We start from the raw sequence: 17,957 nt of genomic DNA on the forward strand, positions 1-17,957 counted from the left end.
TACAAGCAACAAAGTAATATATACTTATTATTGTGTAAATAATTTAGAATGATTATTACACACAATGGGTATAAATGAATATAAATTCAAAAATACATAGAATAAGTAATATTTTATAAAATTTAAAATATAGGATGGAATTTAAGATGAAAAAACAATTAATGAATATAGTTGTATTTTTAATAGCTATAATATCAATAATGTCATTTTATATGTTTGGTAAAGATAATGTACTAATTGGTATTGGTTCGATTACGATAGCTATAACTATGCTTCGTGAAAATCACACAAATAATATACCTCGTACATTTTTAAAATTGAGTGTAGCAGAGATAATCATAGGGTGCTGTGCTTATATTGCAAATTACAACTCAATTTATGCAGTAATTACTACATTTGTATTAAGTTTTTCAGTTTATTATATAGGAAGTAGTGAAGTAAGGGGATCTAAAAGTAATGCTTTTATGATGCTTTATGTGTTATTGCTTTATGCACCTGTATCTATAGAACAAATGCCAAAAAGAATATTAGCATTAGTGTTCTCAGCAGCTGTTATATTATTTCTATACTTTGTTTTTACTAGATATAATTTTAAGAAAATTACAGATAAAAAGCTTAATCAAACTATTCAATTAATAAAAAATCAATTAAATTTAATTGAAGAAAATGAATTCATAGAAAATGAAAATAAAAGAGTGAATATTTTATTAAAAAATTTAGAATTGGATTTACATGAATCTATAGAAAAATCAAATAAGGTAATAAAAAGCATATATAATAAACAAATTATTGTTATTTTATTAAAGAAAATAAATACAGGCTTAAATTATATAAAAAGCAATAGCTATAGTGAGGATTTATTTAGTAATTTAAATTATGTTTTGGAAGATATAAATTTATATGTTTCCGGTAATTTGAATTTAGAGGAATTAAAAAACAATTTTTGTAAATATGATGAATCAATAGATATAAAAAATATGGACGAAAATATAGATAAATACAATTACTATAGCTTAAGAATAGCTATTAAAGAGCTATACAATTGTTTAGACGATGAACAGAAGATAGAGACTATATCTAAAAAAATAAATATAAGAAAAAAATTAAAAAATGATATTAATTTAATAACCAATAATTTTAGTATGGATTCTTTAAGATTTAACTTAGCTATAAAAGCTTCAATATTAATATCTATAGCAGTTTTTATAGTAGATTATTTTAATATCTATGAAGGAAAATGGGTAGTTTATACACTGGCAGTTGTATTACTTCCATATGCAGAAGAAAGCACAAAAAAATCTATAGACAGAGCAATAGGAACTATTTTAGGAGCTATAGTACTTGGAATAATATATAAAGTAATTAATGGAAATTCAACATTAATGATATTTATATTTATGATATCACTATATTTAAATATATCTATTAGAAAATATAATATAAGATGTATATTTATAACTATGACAGCTATAACTGCAGTTAAGTTGATTTATCCAAATACAACAATTTTTACTCTATTGGAATACAGAGTAATATTAATATTATTTGCATCTATGTCTGCTATAGTTATAACAAATTTAGTATTTCCATATAAAATTAATAATGATATGAAAAGTACAATAAATAGTTACATAAATTTTAATAAAGAAATATGTAACTTTATATCTTCAGAAGGTATAGGTGATATAGACATTGAAAAAGTAATTGTGAAAAATAATTATTATTGGATGAGACTTAATTTTATAAATAATAAGCTAAAAGAAGAAAATATCGAGGAAATTTTAAAAAAACAAAATGACTTTTTTACAAATATAAGTTTCTCTATACTTTTAAGTGGAGGAATAGAAAGTGAAGTTAAATTAGTAAATAAACTATATAAAGAACTGAAAGAAACTACATATAAAGATCAGAGTTTATATGAATTTTATAAAGTATTTCTTAATTCAAGAAAAAGCGATTTAGAAAAAGCAATAATGATAAGTTTATATAGGATATATCTAGATATGAAAGAAATTAGTTCTTTAGGAGATTTAGTTATTAAAGATAAAAAACAATAAATTTACATATATCACAAAAATAATAGATAGAGGTTAGCTCTATCTATTATTTTTTAACTATAAATTTTCATTTGCATCTTTGAAGTTTTTGCTCATTTTTTTTAATAATCGTAAAAATTCTTCTTTTTCTTCATTAGTAAAATCTTTATATGCAGTTTCTTTTACTTGAGAAGAAATTAAATCAAAGCGGTCTTTTATACTTAATGCCTTTTCAGTTAAGCTTATATAAGTTACTCTTTTATCTATTAAACATTTATCTTTTTTTACATATCCTAAAATGATTAATTTATTTACCAATGATGTAACTGTAGATTTATCTTTTCCTATTTTTTTTGAAATTTCTTTCATTGTTAGCTGTCCATTACTTTCATAAAGTGCAGTTAATATATTTCCGTGAGTAGGAATTAAGTCATTTAAATTATTAAGTTTCAAATTTTTATCTATAAATTTAATCATATTATCTTTAGTACGACTTATAAAATATATGATGTATTTATCTTTCAAAATCTCACCTCCAAATTAAGTTGAGTTTATATTTATTTATTATAATACAAAGTTTAGTAGGTATACAAATCTATAAGCGATTATGATTTGTAAAAACAGGGAATATATATATAAATAAATAAGTTGGAGGTAGTAACATGAAAAAATTAGCGACTTTTGCAGGTGGATGTTTTTGGTGTATGTTTAAACCTTTTAGTAAGTATGAAGGAATTGAAAAAATTGTAGCTGGTTACACAGGAGGATATGCAAAAAATCCTACATATGAAGAAGTATGTTCAGAAAATACAGGACATTTAGAAGCAATACAGTTAACATATGATGATGAATTAGTTAAATATGATGAATTATTAAAAATATATTGGAGACAAATAGATCCAACTGATGGGGGAGGACAATTTAATGATAGAGGAAATAGATATAAAACTGCAATTTTTTATCACGATGATAAACAAAAAGAAGAAGCTATAAAATCAAAACAAGAATTACAAGAAAGTGGGATTTTTAAAGAAGAAATAGCAACTAAGATACTTCCGGCAGAAACTTTTTATACAGCAGAAGAATATCACCAGGATTACTATAAAAAAAATTCAATACATTATGAAATGTATTTTAAGGTATCAGGAAGATATGATTTTATAAAAAATTTCTGGGATAAAAACAATAAAAAAAGAGAAGAAGTAAAAAATAAATTAACGCCTATTCAGTTTGAGGTAACTCAAAATGATCAGACAGAACCTCCATTTGATAATGAATATTGGGATAATAAAGAAGAAGGTATATATGTAGATGTTGTCAGTGGAGAAGTATTATTTACATCAAAAGAAAAGTTTGACTCAGGCTGTGGTTGGCCAAGTTTTACAAAGCCAGTAAAAGAGGACGTTATAATTGAAAAAAGAGACTTTTCTCATGGAATGGTTAGGACAGAAGTAAGAAGTGAAAAAGCAAACTCTCATTTAGGGCATGTTTTTGATGATGGACCAAAAGAACATGGAGGACTTAGATATTGTATAAACTCAGCATCTCTTAAATTTATACCTAAAAGTAAAATGAAGGAAATGGGATATTATGATTATATAAAGCTTATTGAGTAAACTATTTTGTAACTATAATTTAACCAAATAATGTATAATGTGAGGTTATAATTATATTATAATTTTAAATAGGAAGTGAAAAAAATGAATAAAGTAATTCAAAATCCGATAGCGGATGTGTTTAAATATTTAGCTATATCAATACTATTTTGTTTTTTAGGATATGGATTTGGAGTAGCATTTGTACCGGAAAGTGTAGCTATGATTGCAAATATTATTGTTGTAGTGATGGTAGTAGCACTTTTAATACTATGTTTAGTTTCTAGAAAAGGAATTATACCGGATAGATTTAGCATGAACTGGGTATATTTATTTACCTTTATAGATGGAATAATCTTATACCCTATAATTCAAATGTATGTAGGTAGCTTAGGCAAAGAAATTGTAATAAGTGTTTTATTTATTACAGCTTTAATATTTCTTGTATTATCAACAATAGCAAGAAGAGAAAAAAGCGATAAGTATCTAAAATTAGGAAATACATTATTTGTAGGATTAATAATTTTAATTCCATTTACAATAATAGCTTCATTTATAGGATTTGGAGCATTTAATATAACCGTTACTGTATTTAGTATAATTATATTTAGTGGATACATACTATATGATGTAAGTTTAGTGAAATATGCAATAGAAAGTGGAAATATTAATGATAGCAAAGATTTATCTATACATGTTTTAAACTTATACTTAGACTTTATAAATATATTTTTAGATATATTAAATTTATTTTATGATTTTAAAGAATAATAAATACCCCCTAATTTTTTAGGGGGTATAGTTTTGCAGAAAGAAGGTGTTAAGGTGAAGATAGGATTAATATCTGATACACATAGTATGATAAGAAAAGAAGTTTTAAATCACTTTGAAGGGTGTGATTTAATTATACATGCAGGGGATATTGGGAGTATGGAAGTTATAGAGGAACTAAGAAAAATTTCTGATGTTAAATTTATAAAAGGGAATTGTGATAAAAAAGCTGAATTTGAAAGTATTAGAGAAGATATTTTGATACAATTTGATAGTATCAAAATATATGTAGTACATGATATAAAGACTATTGAGAAGGATTTAAATAAAATTGGCGTAGATATAGTTATATATGGACATTCTCACAAAAGTGAAAATTATATAAAAGATAAAATATTATATATAAATCCAGGATCAGCGGGACCTAAGAGATTTAAATTACCTACTACAATTGCGACACTTAACATAATAAAAGATAAAGATGCTGAAATAAATTTAATAGAATTATAAAGGAGTATATTAAAGATGGAAAAATATAATAAATTTATAGATAAAATTATAGAGAATTCACCAGATTTTTTAACTATTGAGGAAGACAATGAAATTTATTTATCATTTGATTACTTTGTAAATAATTTAAGTGAAAAAGCCATGCCGTGGTTATTTAAGGTTTATTTAGATAAAAATTTTAATATAATAGTTGAAGACAAAATAAGCAAATATGCAGAAGACAAATACAGCAAATACAATTTGAAAATTAAAGATTTAAAGGGGAATATATTTTTAAACTCAGATTTAATGATTATCATTTTAAATGAATTAAATGAAGCAAATCAATTAGAATACAATGATATTGAAAAAACGTTTTCGTTAAAGTAGGCGTTATTTTACCAAATTATAGGGTTTTAGTGTTATAATTATATCAAAGGGAAGTTTTTAAGCATAAAAATTTATTATGGAGGGTTTTAAGATGTCTTTTAAATTAAGGGAATATAGAGAACCAGATTTTACACAAGATGTATTTGTTAATGCTCCTGATGCAAGCTATGGAGTTGTAGAAAAAGATGGTGTAGCACCAGAAAATTATCATGCAATGTCGATTTACCCAGAATATTTTAAAGTAAATGGTAAATGGGTGTTAGCTGAAGAAACTAGAATGGACTGCGTACCTATAATAACTAATGATAATAAAATAGATGTAGTAGAGTTTAGAAGACTTAAAGTTGGGGACAAAGTTATAGTAGGAAGAACAGAAAATGCAAAAGATGGAATTTACTTATATCCTAATGGATTCCAAACAGAAGAAGAAGCTCAGGGAGATGTTTTTGCATTTAGATCAGGAAGATCAAGAGAAACTTCTTACACTAAAGATTATGAAAATCTATATGAATTATTAAAATATGAAAAAGAACATGGATACATAGTATGGGTTCTAGGGCCTGCAGCTGTATTTGCTAAAGGAGCTAGAGATTCTATGGCATCATTAATAGATAATGGTTATGTAAATGCATTTTTAGGTGGAAATGCAGTTGCAACTCATGACTTAGAGGCAGGAGTATTTGGAACTGCACTAGGACAACATGTATATACACAGGAATCTATACAGAATGGACACTATCACCATCTAGATTTATTAAATAAAGCTAGAGGAGCAGGATCTATAGAAAAATTAATAGAAAATGAAAATATACAAGATGGAATAATCCATGCTTGTGTTAAAAATAATGTACCTATAGTTCTTGGGGGATCTATAAGAGATGATGGACCATTACCAATAGTTTATGGGGACGTTTACCAAGCACAAGATGCTATGAGAAGTCATGTAAAAAAAGCTACAACAGTAATTTGTTTAGCTACTCAACTTCATACTATAGCTGTAGGAAATATGACTCCTTCTTATAGGGTTGTAGATGGAAAAGTAAGACCTGTTCATTTCTATACTATAGATATATCTGAATTTGCAGTTAATAAGTTAAGAGATAGAGGTAGCTTAGAAGTTATAACTATGGTGACAAATGTACAAGATTTATTAGAAAAATTAGCTAAAAACTTAGTTGACTAAGACTTGAAAATAAATAAATTTGCATAAAAGAAGCTATAAGAATTATATAATTCTTATAGCTTTTTATTTTTAATATAACTAATATTATATAGTATAAAGCGCATTTATTTGTATATGATTGCAATATGTGATAAAAATAGAGATATATGATTAAATTTATAATAAATTTTAAACTTTATATAAATTGATATAATGCAAAAAAATGTATATTATATAAAGAAAAAGATATTATATTTATAGAATTTAAATTCATAGATATAGAAAGGATAATAATGTTTGGATATGTTAGAATAAATAAGATGGATTTAACATTTAGAGAGTTTGACACATATAAGGGATATTATTGTGGTTTGTGCAAGTATTTAAAGGAAAATCATGGAGAGATATCTAGACTGTCTCTAAATTATGATATAACTTTTTTAATTTTACTTTTAACTTCTGTTTATAGGCCTAAAGCTACTATAACTAAAGAGGTGTGTATAGCTAATCCTATAAATAAAAAAATGAGAATAGTTAATGAGATAACGGAATACGCTGCTAGCATGAATGTACTTTTAACTTACTATAAGTTAGAAGATAATTTAAATGATGATAAAGGAATCAAAGATATACTAGCTTATACTATATACAAAGGAAAGCTAAAAAAAGCTTATGATAAATATCCTGAAAAAGCAGATTATATAAAACAACAATTGGAAAATCTAAAAAAGCTAGAAGATGAAAAGAGTACCAACATAGATGCAGTTTCTAATACATTTGGAAATCTTATGGGGGAAATTTTTTCTTACAAGGACGATCAATATAGAGATGATTTAAGAAATATTGGATTTAATATAGGTAAATATATATATACATTAGATGCTTATGAAGATTTAGATAAAGACGTAAAAAAAGGAAGATATAATCCTTTTATTGAATACATAGATAAAAAAGAAGAACTAAAACAAAAGGTGGATAGACTTATATCTATAAGCTTAGGATATTTAGCACAGTCTATAGATAATCTACATATAAAAGCTAATATAAACATTATAGAGAATATAGTTTATTCAGGTGTTTATCTTAGATATAAAAATATTTTAAATAAAGGGTGTGAAGTTAATGTACAACAATCCTACTTATAATGAAAAGTTCAACTTGGCAAAAGAATTTATAAGCAATAAAGAATTTCAAAAGGGATATGACATATTAATATCTATAGTTGATAAAAGTAGTGCTAGCTGGAATTATCTTATAGGAATAGCATCTTTAAATTTAGGTTATTACGAGCAAGGAGAATCATACTTAAAAAAAGCTATAAGCATAGAACCTGAAAATAAAGTTTATGAAGATGCAATTACAAGATATAACAATAACTATGACAACTATAATAGGAGAGCTCATAATTACAATAGAAGAAGACATAATGGCTTAGATGGATGCTGTTGTTGTTGCTGTTGTGATGATTGTTGCTGCTGTGGAGACGATTTCTGTGAAGTTTGTACGAAATTATGGTGCCTAGATAGTATATGCGAATGCTTTGGTGGTGACTTTATAGAGTGTTGTTAGGATATGGATATGAGTAAAAAAATAGCATATACTGGAATTTTACTGTCTTTAAACATAATTTTATTAATTTTATCAAACATAATTCCCATTAATACTTTGTTTTTTATGGGGGCAGCTTCTTTTATAGTTTCTATAGTAATAATAGAGTATGGAGGAAAATATGGAGCGATATTTTCTATAGCATCGATTCTATTGAGCTTCTTTATTATACAAAATAAATCCCAGTGGATTTTTTATGTATTTACATTTGGAATTTATGGATTAGTAAAATATTTGATAGAAAAAAATCAAAGGGTATATATAGAACTAGTTTTAAAAATAGCTTTTGCTAATCTAGTTGCAGTGTTGCTATATATAATTCTCAAAGCGTTTATATTCATACCGATGAACTTATTCACTGTAATTGGATTTGAAATAGGTTTTATTGTATATGACTATGTATATACTCTATTTATTGAATACTATGATGTTAAGATTAAGAAAATAATTAAGTTTAAATAAAAATTCGCTTCGCTCATGTCGCTCAAATTATAGTATATTTATATAATTAAGTTTGAGGGTTTATTAAGAGTTTTTTCGATAATCATGATTTGCTTAAGCGTAAAAAATCCCACTCTTTAACAGATAAAGAGTGGGATTTTAAAATTTCCTGGGAAATTTTAAATTAAATTAGATTAAAATGTCTTAACTGGATATCTTCTAAAGGTTTTCTGCAAGATTTGCAACAAAATGTAGAATTTGCATCCTCAAAAACACCAGTTGATTTATTAAAGTTTGAATTTACTTCTTTTAAAATTCCTATTGTAGGTATGTGAGATCCACATGTACCACAGTTTTCTACTGTTGTTAAAGTTTCTAATTGTTTAGGTGTAATATCATTTATTTTATTATTACAGTTAATGCAAGTTACGTAATCTAATTCTTCTGGATTTGATCTAATGATTTTTCTATCATATGCTGAATATGTGCAATTAGAAGAAATTAGAACTTTGTATCCTGTCTCATATATATTAGAATTACAATGAGGACAGTTATACGAAACAGTTAATTTTGTATTTTCATGTAAAGTATTAGGTTCGTAGACTGAATCTACTATATCAGATACTTCCTCATCAGATAAATAAGCTAGTACGTCTATTGAATTTTCAGAACGAGCTATATCTATTAAATGGTTTTTAACACAATTAAATGATATGTTTTTAGATTTAGAATTTAAATTAAAATTATTTACTTCCACAGCAAATTTTATAATCGAAACATAATTATATTTAGCTGCGAAAAATAAAGACATTTCATCAAAGTCTTTATCTGTTGATTTTTCTAAAAAATCTAACCATAAATCAGGATTATCTAAGTATAGTGTTTTACTTAAATGTTCTATATCATCTTCTAATCTTTTCATAAAATCGCTATCATTTGTTAAAGTCATTAATACCTCCTAAAATTATATATCTAGAACATCGACAGATGCAGGTAGTTGGTAAACTAAATCTTTTCTCTCTATTATTATTTTAGATATATCCTTTATATTTTCATCATTACTTATTTGGTGAAGAAGTTCTTTAGTAGGATTTATAGCAACAGGATTACCTACTCTTCTAAGCATATTTATATCTCCATTTGTATCTCCATATGCATATGATTTAGATAAATCAATATTATACTTTTCAACAAAGTCATTAATAGCTACATTTTTACTAGCTGAGTCCCACATAGGAATCACTTCTCCATTAAATTTACCGTCTTCAAAGACATAAGTACTACCTATGAAATCGGTAGCATTATATTTAGTTGCCATTTTAGAAACTAAGAAATCCGGACTTCCAGAAATGAATATTACAATGTGACCTTGGTCTAAATGCCATTTTATTTGAGAACGAGTATATTTATAAACTCTATCAGATTTTAACTTTATAACTTGATTACTAGTAAAATGTATAGAACATAAGTCTAAACCTTTTAGAGATTCAACATATATATCACAAACCTCAAATAAATAATCATCATAGTTCCCCTGTCTCTTGTCCCAGTTAACAAATGTATCTCTAGCATTAGTTAACCATACCTTTTCATCTACGATTTCATAGCGTATTAGTTTCTTGAAGTGCTCAACCATTAGAGAATCTCTATACAGAGTCCCATCTATATCAAAGAAAGCTGCAGTTTTTTTCATATATATCACCTCAATTAATGCGATTTTTCTTTTATCTATTATATTATAAATTTAGCATATAGTTGTAAAAATATAAGAAATAATTTAAAATTAATTTTTAAATGGGTATATTGTTATTATATAAACTGAATATATCAATAGGGTTTATTATAGATTTGGATTGAAAATAAACAGGTTCAAGGAAGGATGTTTGATAAAATGGATTTCATTTTTGCAAAGGTTACGAATTCAAGACTTATGGGAAGTATGGGACTTATAATTGGATGGGAAGATAATGATGACATTGTGTATCAGTATTTTTTAATAGATGCAGAAGGGTTAGGAATAGCGGACTATGTAAGTTTAAGAAACGCTTCATATGAAGAATTAAATAGAGAGCAAGAGAGATTAATGGGAGGACTAGGAGCTGATAGAATCCAACTTACAGAAGAAGAAGCTCTTAGTTTAGTCAATTACTATGGTAAAAAAACATATTATTGGGAAAAAGAATTACCTGGTAACATTGAAGAATATATAGACTTCATAGATAAATATGAATCGAAAATTAATATATTTGATTTGTATCCAAAAATATGTAAAAAAGTTGATAATGATATAGAATTTATCAATTACATGACTATGAGATTTATTGCATGGGATAAAGATAGTTTAAAATACTTTTCTAATAATGAAAAAATTTCAGAAATGCATATAACAAATATTAATGGGGCTCTTTTAAAGAATAAAGTTACTAAAAAAGAGGATGGTATGTATTTATGTGATGTTTTATATGAAGATAGTGACGGATATTACACTTGTAAGTTAGCTTTCCATATAACTTACAAAAACGATGAATATAAAATAGATTCTCTAATGTTTACAGATAAAGCTGATATTTATGACTTTGAAGTATTTGATGAAATATCAAAGCCAGAATATATAGCTATATATGATTTAAAAGATAAAACAGAGTTCTTAGATAAATTTTATAAATTAAATCCATTTGTATTAAAAAGTCAACTTGATTTAGGAATGTTATTTACAAGATTTAATTTTGATAATAATCATGTAAAAAAAGAAATTTATGTAATAAATAATGATTTAAGTGCACTATATTATCAAATGAACGATAAGTTTTTTGTTGCTACATACAATGAAAAAGATAGACTATATATAAATAAATTAATACAATGTAACTTTAAAAATTATGTAACATTAGAAGAAGAAATATTTTTTGAACAAAATGTTCTATATGATTTTGTTGAGTCTGAATCTGAAGATTTTTATGATTTCTTAGATTAATTTGGCAAAAATTGACAAGAAAGGTTATAAATCTTATAATTTGGGTATAAAGTGATTATTAAAAGTTATAGGAGGGGTTAAGATGAGTTTAGCAAAAAAAATAGAACAAAAAAGAAGAGCAAAAAAAGTAGCAGAAAGAAATAAAAAAATGAAAATAGCTACAGTAGGAGTAGCAGCAGGTGTTACAGCTGGAGCACTAGGTGGAATATTATTAGCACCTAAGTCAGGGAAAGAAACTAGATTAGATTTAAAAGATAAATCTCAAAAAGTTGCAACTACTGTAAATGAAAAATCTCAACAGGCAAAAGTTAAAGTAAATGAGAAATTAAACAATGGAAAAGCAAATTTCCAAGAATCTAAGAATAAAATAAAAGAGTACTTACAAAGTAAGAAAAATTTAAATGAAAATGAAGAGATAGAAAATGAAGATGTTATTAAGCTAGAACAAAGCGAAACACAAGGAGCTTAATATGTATATAGATATAAATGCAATATATTTTGTATTAGCTGTATTAGGATGTATAGCAATTTTATACTTGATATTTACATTAAAGAATTTAAATGAATTTATAAAAAATATAATGAATTTAATTTCTTCTAATTCTCAAAACATAACTACTACAATCAATAGATTGCCGGAAGTAGCAGATAATTTTAGTGAGATAAGTGATAATTTAAAAGATGTTACAGAAGTTATAACAGATACAACTGCGGATTTTATAGTAGCGAAAGAAAGCGTAAAATCTAACGTTGAAATTGCGACAGATATATTAAAGATTGTAAAAGGCGTTGTTAGTAAATAGAATAAACATAAAAAAAGCCCTAGTAAACTCTAGGGCTTTTTTCTTGTATTTATAATATTGGGGGAATATTATGAGGAATACATTAATAGTATTAGCTCAATTTTTAAACTTTATACATAAAATTTAAAAAAATTTCCCTTATTATAAATTTACATTTCCTCTTCATCGAATTCTTCTATGTTTATATTAGGCATGCCGGGCATACCAGGCATACAACCCATCATAGGCATCATCATAGGCATACCACCCATTTGTTGTTTTGAAGGGTCTGGATAGCCTCCTCCCATAGAATCCTGCATTAAGTTATCCATACCAGGATTTCCCATAGGATTCATATTTGGCATACAACCCATCATTTGCATCATCTGCATCATTTGCATGTACATTTGCATAAGCATATTAGGATCTATACCACCACTCATCATAGGATTCATCATATAAGGGTTCATATACATCATAGGATTATTTTGATAAGGATTTTGTAACTGATCAGCTTGATTATCAGTACTAGGTTGTTTTTTAGTATTTTGACAATTAGGTTGATTCATCATGTAAGGGTTCATATATATCATAGGATTAACATAAGGCATAGGATATATATATTTATTATCCATGTCAGAAAACATAGGGTTCATATAACCATCGAAATTCATAAGTTAATAACCTCCTAAATAAAAGACTTTCGAATCTTACTTCTGAAAACACTTTATTATATATATATAATAAAAAAACTATTATTATGTGCATTAAAAAATAAATTTATATAATTGTTGCAAAAAAATAAGTAGAGTTCTATAATATTATATATGAACAATTATTCATATATTTGTATATATAATATTGAGGAGGAAATATAAATGAAATATGACATAGAAGAAATTAAAGACTGTTCTTGTGAAGAGATACATGAAGAACTAATATGTAAAGCTAAGGATCATATGCCTCAAGAAGAAACTTTATATGATTTAGCAGAGCTTTTTAAAGTATTTGGAGATACAACAAGAATAAAAATTTTATACGCTTTATTTTCAAGTGAAATGTGTGTATGTGATATAGCTGATTTATTAGGAATGACACACTCTGCAATATCACATCAATTAAGAGTTTTAAAACAAGCAAGATTAGTTAAATTTAGAAAAGAAGGTAAGGTAGTTTACTATTCTCTAGATGATAACCATATAAGTCAGATATTTAACTGCGGATTATCTCATATTCAAGAGACTTACAATAAATAAATCAATTAAAAAGGAAGGGGATATTATGAGTACAAGTGCTATCAAAAAAAGAGAAATAGTACTAGACGGTTTAAATTGTGCACATTGCGCAGAAGTTATAAATGAAAAAGTTAATAAATTACAAGAAGTAGATTCAGCCAATTTAAACTTTATAAATAAAGTACTAACAGTAAATATAGATTCTGAATTTGATCAAGAGGAAGCAATAAACAAAATAATAAAAATAATAGATGATACAGAGCCAGGTTTAAATATTAAGGTAAAAGAAGAAAAGACTAAGGGCAAAAAGAAAGAGTTAATTCTAAATGGATTAAATTGTGCACATTGTGCAGAGGTAATCTGTGAAAAAGTGGATAAGTTAACTGATGTAGAAAGTGCGAATCTTAACTTTATCAACAAGGTTTTAACAGTTAATTTAGTATCTACATCAAATTCAAAAGAAACTATGGATAAGGTAATAGATATTATAAATTCAACAGAGCCAGGATTAGACATTCAATACAAAGAGAAAAAAGCTACTGTAAGTAAAAAAGAAGAAAAAACAGTAGAAAATGATAAAAAAGATTTAATTAAACTTGTAATTGGAGTTTTAGTTTATATATTTGGAATATATGAAATTGCTACAGGAAGCGAGTCAAGTTTTAGTACGGTAGTTTTCATAGTTGCATATTTAATAGTTGGTTCAGATGTACTATTAAAAGCCATTAAAAATATAGGAAAAGGACAAATCTTTGATGAAAACTTTTTAATGTCAATAGCTACAGTAGGTGCATTAGCTATAGGAGAGTCAGCAGAAGCAGTAGGAGTTATGGTATTTTATAAATTAGGAGAGTTCTTGCAAGCTAAAGCTGTTGGTAAATCTAGAAAATCTATAGCTTCTCTTATGGAGATTAGACCAGATTATGCTAACCTAAAAATAGGTTCTGAAATAAAAGAAGTATCGCCTTACGATGTAGAAGTTGGAGATATTATAATAGTTAAACCAGGTGAAAAAATACCTTTAGATGGTGTTATAGTTGATGGATTTAGTATGGTAGACACATCTGCATTAACTGGAGAATCTTTACTTAGAGAGGTTGGTAAGGGTGAAGATGTTTTATCTGGGTTTATAAATAAAAATGCAGTTTTAACTATATCTGTTCAAAAAGAGTTTGAAGAGTCTACGGTTTCTAAAATTTTAGACTTAGTAGAAAATGCAAGTGCTAAAAAATCTAAAACAGAAAACTTTATAACTAGATTCTCTAAATATTATACGCCGATAGTTGTTATATCAGCTCTTTTAATTGCTATAGTTCCACCGGTTATTATACCGGGAGCATCATTTAACGATTGGTTCTATAGAGGGCTTATATTCTTAGTTGTTTCTTGCCCTTGTGCACTTGTTTTATCTATACCATTAAGTTTCTTCAGTGGAATTGGATACGCATCAAAACAAGGAATACTTATAAAAGGAAGTAGTTATTTAGAAGCTTTAAGAAATGTAGATACAGTTGTGTTTGATAAAACAGGAACTCTTACAAAAGGTGTATTCGATGTAACATATATAAAACCTGTAGGAATAAGTGAAGATGAATTACTAAAATATGCAGCTATTGCAGAAATAAACTCAAATCATCCTATAGCTAAATCTATAGTTAAACATTATAAAGAAAATGTAGATCTAGATAAGGTAAATAACTATGAAGAAATAGCAGCACATGGGATTAAAGTAGATTATGAAGGAGAGCATATATTAGCTGGAAATGAAAAATTAATGTTAAGTGAAAATATATTCTTTTCAAAAGCTAAGGAAGTAGGTACAGTTGTATATATAGCTGTTAATAAAAGATATAGAGGATATATAGTAATATCTGATACAGTTAAGGATGATTCTAAAGTTTGTATAGAAGGACTTAAAAATATAGGAATTAAAGAAACTGTTATGTTAACAGGGGATAATCAGGCAGTAGCTAATGATATATCTGAAAAATTAGGCTTAGACAAGGTTTATTCGAATTTACTACCAACAGACAAAGTTGATAAATTAGAAGCATTATATGATGGAAGACAAGAAAATGAAAAAATTGCATTTGTTGGAGATGGTATAAATGATGCTCCTGTTCTTGCTAGAGCAGATGTAGGTATTGCAATGGGAGGATTAGGATCTGATGCAGCAATTGAAGCTGCAGATGTTGTTCTTATGACAGATGAACCTAGTAATATTGTTAAAGCTATCAAAATTGCTAAGAAGACTAATAAAATAGTATGGCAAAATATTGTATTTGCTTTAGGTGTTAAAGTAATAGTGTTAATACTAGGAGCAGGTGGAGTAGCAACTATGTGGGAAGCTATATTTGCAGATGTAGGTGTTGCTTTAATAGCTGTACTAAATGCAATGAGAGTTATGAAATAAATTTAGATAATAGTGAACAGGCATAAATTTATAAATTTATGCCTGTTGTTTTATTATCTTTAATATTTGGGCAGGATAATAGATAGTTTAAAAGGTCTGGAGGGGTTAGCGATGGGAAGTCGGGATAATAATGAAATGACAAATGAAATTATTGAAATTTTAAAGGCAAAGTTAGTTAAGGATTATGAAAAGGGGTTTACAAAAAGAGATGCACATCCAAAAGGTCTAGGGGTATTAAAAGGAACATTTATTGTAGATGATGATTTAAATAAAGATTTAGAAACAGAAGTTTTTCAATCTGGAAAAAAATATAATTGTTTTATAAGATTTTCTAGTGGTGGAAATAAGGTTAAAAGTGATAAGAGTAAAGATATTAGAGGCATGGCTATTAAATTAATTGGAGTAAGTGGTGATAAATTAATAGATGATGAAAAAATGACTCAGGATTTTGTTATGCTTACTATACCAACTATGCCTATAGGAACATTACCTCTATTCAGAGATTCTATATATTATATGGTTAAAAAAAAGAATCCAATTGCTTTGATGTATAGTTTATACAAATCAGATAAATTAAATATAATTAAAGACCTTATAGAAGGAAGATCAAACCAAACAAGTCCGCTAGATGTAAGCTATTTTAGTACGACTCCATATGCTTATAAAAATAAAATAGTTAAGTTTTGTGTGAAACCAAATTCGAAATATAAAAGTGAATTACCTAAAAGACTTACATACAACTATCTTTCAGAAAATATGCAAAAACATTTAATTGATAATGAAGCTAGTTTTGAATTTTATATCCAAATTCAAACGAATTCGAAGTCTATGCCTATAAATGATTCATCTATTGAATGGGATGAAGAAGAGTCACCTCTTATTAAAATTGGTAAAATAATAATTCCAAGACAATGGTTTATAACAGATACTAGAAGTGAAATGGGAGAAAAGTTATCTTTCTCGCCAGGGCATTGCAATGTGGAACATAGACCATTAGGAGATATAAACTTAGCTCGTGTAAAAATATACAGAGAACTTAGTGAATTTAGACATAAAAGAAATTATAGAGAATGTATAGAGCCGACGATAGAAGATTTTAAAAATCTTAAATAAAATTAAAAAAGCCCTACTTACCTATGATGTAAGCAGGGCTTTTTATTTATATTACATATTTAAATACACAATAAAAATGAGTTAGGCTTCCTAACATAACGAATATATGGAAAATATCATGAAAACCTAAATATTTAAAATCAAGACATTTAGGTTTAACTCCATATATTATTCCACCTATAGTGTAGAAAACTCCACCAAGAGCTAAATAAAAAACTCCTTGAGGCGATATTGCTTTAGATAAAGGTCCTATTATAAAAATAGATATCCATCCCATTCCTATATATATAGAAGTAGATAGCCATCTAGGGCAATTAAACCAAAGCATTTTAAATAAGACACCAGCAACAGCTATTCCAGATACTACACCGAAAAGAGTGAATCCTTTAGCTCCGTTTAAAGCAATTAAGCAAAATGGCGTATATGAACCTGCTATTAAAATGAAAATCATAGAGTGATCAAGCTTTCTTAAAAACTTAATTACTTTTTCAGATGAAACTACCAAATGGTATGTTGCAGATGCAGAGTATAAAAGCATCATACTTATACCGAATATTATAACCGCAGTTAGATTTACTATAGTAGGACTAGTAATTGTTGTTTTTATAACTAATGCTAGTAATCCAACAAATGAAAGTATAGCTCCTGCTAAATGAGTAAAACCACTTACGGGTTCTCTAAGGTACGTACCCAACGCAATCCCTCCTTAATTAGAATGATACATTATTGTATTCATAATTATGTCCAATATATATCTGTTTAAAATATTTTAACATATTTATTCTGAATTTTATGTTAAATCTGCTGAATATTAAATAAAAAAATAAAAAAGTTTAAAAAAACTGTTGACGTTATTTTAAAATGGTGATAAAGTATTACTTGTCCTTAAGAAACGGACGAAACACAAAAGAGAAAATGAACTTTGAAAATTAAACAGTAGGTTAATTA

At 26.6% G+C, this 17,957-nt stretch carries 20 protein-coding genes; 15 read left to right on the plus strand and 5 right to left on the minus strand.

Translation table 11 applies throughout. From position 1 onward, the window contains the following. Positions 1–146: 146 nt before the first annotated feature. The gene (locus GFJ41_RS14405; RefSeq protein ID WP_170075707.1) at positions 147–2,057 is read left to right on the plus strand and encodes an FUSC family protein; all 1,911 of its coding nucleotides are present in this window, start codon (positions 147–149) and stop codon (positions 2,055–2,057) included. A 57-nt stretch (positions 2,058–2,114) separates the two neighbouring features. Here the strand turns inward: GFJ41_RS14405 and GFJ41_RS14410 are convergent, their stop codons facing one another. Then, positions 2,115–2,561, minus strand: coding sequence for a MarR family winged helix-turn-helix transcriptional regulator (locus GFJ41_RS14410; protein WP_021431635.1), 447 nt, complete (start codon positions 2,559–2,561; stop codon positions 2,115–2,117). Positions 2,562–2,698: 137 nt separating this feature from the next. Between GFJ41_RS14410 and msrB the strand changes: the two genes are divergently transcribed. The 8 genes from msrB (at position 2,699) to GFJ41_RS14450 (ending at position 8,513) form a co-directional block, all read left to right on the plus strand. Continuing rightward, entirely contained in the window at positions 2,699–3,652 is a 954-nt protein-coding gene (gene msrB, locus GFJ41_RS14415; RefSeq protein ID WP_170075708.1) for a peptide-methionine (R)-S-oxide reductase MsrB, read from the plus strand. Between the two features lie 84 nt (positions 3,653–3,736). Then, entirely contained in the window at positions 3,737–4,402 is a 666-nt protein-coding gene (locus tag GFJ41_RS14420; protein WP_021428253.1) for a Bax inhibitor-1/YccA family protein, read from the plus strand. Between the two features lie 33 nt (positions 4,403–4,435). Next, positions 4,436–4,912, plus strand: a complete 477-nt coding sequence (locus tag GFJ41_RS14425; RefSeq protein ID WP_170075709.1) for a metallophosphoesterase family protein — start codon at positions 4,436–4,438, stop codon at positions 4,910–4,912. A 15-nt stretch (positions 4,913–4,927) separates the two neighbouring features. Further along, the gene (locus GFJ41_RS14430) at positions 4,928–5,281 is read left to right on the plus strand and encodes a hypothetical protein (protein WP_170075710.1); all 354 of its coding nucleotides are present in this window, start codon (positions 4,928–4,930) and stop codon (positions 5,279–5,281) included. A 91-nt stretch (positions 5,282–5,372) separates the two neighbouring features. Next, positions 5,373–6,464 (plus strand): putative NPN-dependent ornithine cyclodeaminase, encoded by a 1,092-nt coding sequence (locus GFJ41_RS14435; protein WP_170075711.1) that lies wholly within the window; start codon positions 5,373–5,375, stop codon positions 6,462–6,464. Between the two features lie 272 nt (positions 6,465–6,736). Beyond that, on the plus strand, positions 6,737–7,588 hold the full coding sequence (locus GFJ41_RS14440) for a DUF5685 family protein (protein WP_170075712.1): 852 nt from the start codon (positions 6,737–6,739) through the stop codon (positions 7,586–7,588). Then, the gene (locus GFJ41_RS14445; RefSeq protein WP_035117608.1) at positions 7,566–8,012 is read left to right on the plus strand and encodes a 'four-disulfide core' protein; all 447 of its coding nucleotides are present in this window, start codon (positions 7,566–7,568) and stop codon (positions 8,010–8,012) included. Before GFJ41_RS14440 ends, GFJ41_RS14445 begins: the two co-directional genes overlap by 23 nt. Before the next feature lie 9 nt (positions 8,013–8,021). Continuing rightward, positions 8,022–8,513 carry a hypothetical protein gene (locus tag GFJ41_RS14450; RefSeq protein WP_035117719.1) on the plus strand — a complete coding sequence of 164 codons (492 nt, stop codon included), beginning with the start codon at positions 8,022–8,024 and terminating at the stop codon, positions 8,511–8,513. 163 nt (positions 8,514–8,676) lie between these two features. Here GFJ41_RS14450 and GFJ41_RS14455 read toward each other — a convergent pair whose 3' ends face one another. Then, the gene (locus tag GFJ41_RS14455) at positions 8,677–9,441 is read right to left on the minus strand and encodes a hypothetical protein (RefSeq protein WP_170075713.1); all 765 of its coding nucleotides are present in this window, start codon (positions 9,439–9,441) and stop codon (positions 8,677–8,679) included. Between the two features lie 15 nt (positions 9,442–9,456). Further along, positions 9,457–10,185 carry an HAD family hydrolase gene (locus GFJ41_RS14460; protein WP_021428285.1) on the minus strand — a complete coding sequence of 243 codons (729 nt, stop codon included), beginning with the start codon at positions 10,183–10,185 and terminating at the stop codon, positions 9,457–9,459. Between the two features lie 198 nt (positions 10,186–10,383). Between GFJ41_RS14460 and GFJ41_RS14465 the strand changes: the two genes are divergently transcribed. The 3 genes from GFJ41_RS14465 to GFJ41_RS14475 all read left to right on the plus strand — a co-directional run bounded on the left by GFJ41_RS14465 (position 10,384) and on the right by GFJ41_RS14475 (position 12,269). Next, positions 10,384–11,466: a hypothetical protein gene (locus GFJ41_RS14465; protein WP_170075714.1), complete on the plus strand. Its 1,083-nt coding sequence runs from the start codon at positions 10,384–10,386 to the stop codon at positions 11,464–11,466. A gap of 82 nt (positions 11,467–11,548) precedes the next feature. Then, positions 11,549–11,935, plus strand: coding sequence for a YtxH domain-containing protein (locus tag GFJ41_RS14470; RefSeq protein ID WP_035117604.1), 387 nt, complete (start codon positions 11,549–11,551; stop codon positions 11,933–11,935). Between the two features lies 1 nt (position 11,936). Beyond that, on the plus strand, positions 11,937–12,269 hold the full coding sequence (locus GFJ41_RS14475; RefSeq protein WP_021428347.1) for an ANIS5 family metal-binding protein: 333 nt from the start codon (positions 11,937–11,939) through the stop codon (positions 12,267–12,269). 149 nt (positions 12,270–12,418) lie between these two features. Here GFJ41_RS14475 and GFJ41_RS14480 read toward each other — a convergent pair whose 3' ends face one another. After that, on the minus strand, positions 12,419–12,922 hold the full coding sequence (locus GFJ41_RS14480; protein ID WP_035117603.1) for a hypothetical protein: 504 nt from the start codon (positions 12,920–12,922) through the stop codon (positions 12,419–12,421). A gap of 204 nt (positions 12,923–13,126) precedes the next feature. Here GFJ41_RS14480 and GFJ41_RS14485 point away from each other — a divergent pair, with 204 nt between their 5' ends. From GFJ41_RS14485 to GFJ41_RS14495, 3 genes are all read left to right on the plus strand, one after another. Beyond that, complete coding sequence (locus GFJ41_RS14485) at positions 13,127–13,504, plus strand: ArsR/SmtB family transcription factor (protein ID WP_021428286.1); 378 nt, start codon at positions 13,127–13,129, stop codon at positions 13,502–13,504. 25 nt (positions 13,505–13,529) lie between these two features. Further along, positions 13,530–15,896: a heavy metal translocating P-type ATPase gene (locus GFJ41_RS14490; protein ID WP_206001568.1), complete on the plus strand. Its 2,367-nt coding sequence runs from the start codon at positions 13,530–13,532 to the stop codon at positions 15,894–15,896. Positions 15,897–16,007: 111 nt separating this feature from the next. After that, positions 16,008–17,009 carry a catalase gene (locus GFJ41_RS14495; RefSeq protein ID WP_035117600.1) on the plus strand — a complete coding sequence of 334 codons (1,002 nt, stop codon included), beginning with the start codon at positions 16,008–16,010 and terminating at the stop codon, positions 17,007–17,009. Positions 17,010–17,055: 46 nt separating this feature from the next. Here the strand turns inward: GFJ41_RS14495 and trhA are convergent, their stop codons facing one another. Beyond that, positions 17,056–17,703 carry a PAQR family membrane homeostasis protein TrhA gene (trhA, locus tag GFJ41_RS14500; RefSeq protein WP_021428350.1) on the minus strand — a complete coding sequence of 216 codons (648 nt, stop codon included), beginning with the start codon at positions 17,701–17,703 and terminating at the stop codon, positions 17,056–17,058. Positions 17,704–17,957 lie beyond the last annotated feature (254 nt).

The sequence above is a fragment of the Paraclostridium dentum genome (assembly GCF_012922555.1).
Lineage (GTDB): Bacteria > Bacillota > Clostridia > Peptostreptococcales > Peptostreptococcaceae > Paraclostridium > Paraclostridium dentum.